This is a genomic window from Rothia sp. HMSC069D01 (genome assembly GCF_001810135.1).
Taxonomy (GTDB): Bacteria; Actinomycetota; Actinomycetes; order Actinomycetales; family Micrococcaceae; genus Rothia.
The window spans coordinates 611,188-613,275 of sequence record NZ_KV800108.1 but is presented as its reverse complement, the minus strand read 5'-3'; the positions used below and the strand labels follow the sequence as shown (position 1 = coordinate 613,275).

Genomic DNA, 2,088 nt, shown 5'->3' with positions numbered 1-2,088 from the left:
AGCGGGCGAATATCGCTAGCGCACGCAGTCAACGCAGAAAGCGCGCCAGCAACGGCAACACCCAGGGCAGTACGTCGAGTGAAGAAAGTAGTCATCGGAAGTCCTTCGTTGGATCCTTCACCCCCAAAGTCGTCAGCACGAAGCTCACAACCTGCAGGTAAAGACCACATGTAGTACGTCAATGTATATACGTTAAGCGTACCCGAGGGCCCCTCCGCCGACTCAGAACATTTGTTGAGTTTCCCCCTGGGTGTTCCCTGGGTTTCCGCAGAGTTCTGGCAGAGTTTCGGCACAAAGAAACCCCGCCCACGGTGCATTACCGCAGGCGGGGGAGAAGCCTACCTCAAACCGTTAGACCGGAACCGATATGGTGGGGCCTAGACAGAAGAAGAGCTAGAGGAAGAAGCGGAAGCCGACGAAGAAGAGCCTTCATCGCCGGTGAGCATAATCCACTTACCGTCCTTGTATTCCACGGCAACCTTCGCCAGCTTGCCATTCGGGCTAGAAGCGGTCTTAAAGGGCTGGTCAGACTTGCCCTCAATGTGAATCTTCGCATCGGCGCTGTAGTTCATGTATGCCGGCCAGTCGTAACGGTTACCCTTACCGGACGCCTTCTTCGGTGAACCACTAGTCAGCTCAAGAGTAACCGGGGTATCCGTACCGTACATCCAGCCCAGATCGTTCTCGTACATGATCGTAAGTTCCTGCAGACCATTCACATACACATCTGCAGGGTCAGCCTTCTTCATCGGCTCAGTATCACCGGTCATTAGCGCATAGTTAAAGCTTGCCAGCCAGTAGCCAATGAACGCATACATGCCATCAACGTTATCTTCGTTCATGTTCGCCGGGGCGAGGGGCTTGGGCACATTCTGCGCCTTCTTCTCGGCAGTGGCAGGAACGTATTCGCCGTTCTTCTCGAAGTTATCGAACTTCACAAAGCCCTTATAGGACTTGTCCGAAGAAGCAGATGCGGAAGCAGCGGCCGAGGCGCTTTCAGAAGCGGAGCTAGACGCCGAACCTTCAGCCGTCGGGCGAATATCGCTAGCGCACGCAGTCAATGCAGCCAGCACACCGGCACCGGTCGCGCCCAGCGCCACGCGGCGGGACATACCAGCAGAAATGGGGGAAGGGCTCGTCATAATCAGCCTTTCATAGGAAGTCAACAAAGGAAATTGAGTGAGTTGACAACCCCATCATACCGGCAAATACACAGATGCCCATCAGCGGTCGTCATTTAGCGCCGATGACAAAGCAATCTAAATACCGCAGCAAAGCATCACCGAGTTCCGGCATAAAGAAACCCCGCCCACGGTGCATTACCGCAGGCGGGGGAGAAGTCTATCTTAAGCCGTTAGACCTTACCTATAGGGTAGGTGCTTAGACAGAAGAAGACCCGCCGGCAGAGTCAGTCGCAGAAGAGCCATCCTCACTGCTGACCATAATCCACTTACCGTCCTTGTACTCCACACTAACCTTCGTCAGTTCCCGCGAACTATCCTCCATGAAAGGTTCATCAGGGCTGCCTTCAATGTGAATCTTCATATCGGCGCTGTAGTTCATGTACGCCAACCAGTCATAACGAGTTCTGCTACCGGAAATTTTCTGTGGTGAATCAGAAAGCAACTCAAGAGTCATAGGGCTATCCACACCGTAGAGCCAGCCCGCATTATTTTCATAGGCAACCGTCAAATTCTGGTAATTCTGCAGTGAATCCGCAGATTCAACCTTCTGCAGCGGCTCAGTATCGCCGGTCATCAGCAGATAGTTGGAACTCGCCAACCAATAACCAACGAACGCGTAAATACCGTCAACGTTCTGCTCGTTCATGTTCGCCGGAACGAGAGGCTTCGGCACATTCTGCGCCTTATGAGTGGCGGTTGCCGGAACGTACTCGCCGTTCTTCTCGAAGTTATCGAACTTCACGAGGCCCTTATAATGCTTGCCGGAAGAAGCAGAAGGCGAAGCGCTAGCCGAGGCACTGGGTGAGGCACTAGCTGAAGCGCTCGCGGATGCACTAGCAGAACCGGAAGTAGAGTTAGATGCCGAGCCATCAGCCAGCGGGCGAATATCGCTAGCGCACGCAGT

2 protein-coding genes are annotated in these 2,088 nt (G+C 53.9%); both read right to left on the bottom strand.

Translation table 11 applies throughout. The features are described from left to right. Positions 1–377 precede the first annotated feature (377 nt). Positions 378–1,142 (bottom strand): DUF6318 family protein, encoded by a 765-nt coding sequence (locus tag HMPREF2710_RS06915; RefSeq protein WP_083303507.1) that lies wholly within the window; start codon positions 1,140–1,142, stop codon positions 378–380. A gap of 238 nt (positions 1,143–1,380) precedes the next feature. Beyond that, a partial coding sequence (locus HMPREF2710_RS06910) for a DUF6318 family protein (RefSeq protein ID WP_070506534.1) occupies positions 1,381–2,088 on the bottom strand: 708 nt, incomplete at its 5' end.

Excerpts from the sequence above, each read along its gene's own strand:
- HMPREF2710_RS06915 (WP_083303507.1), bottom strand. The coding sequence starts at position 1,142 with ATGACGAGCCCTTCCCCCATTTCTGCTGGTATGTCCCGCCGCGTGGCG.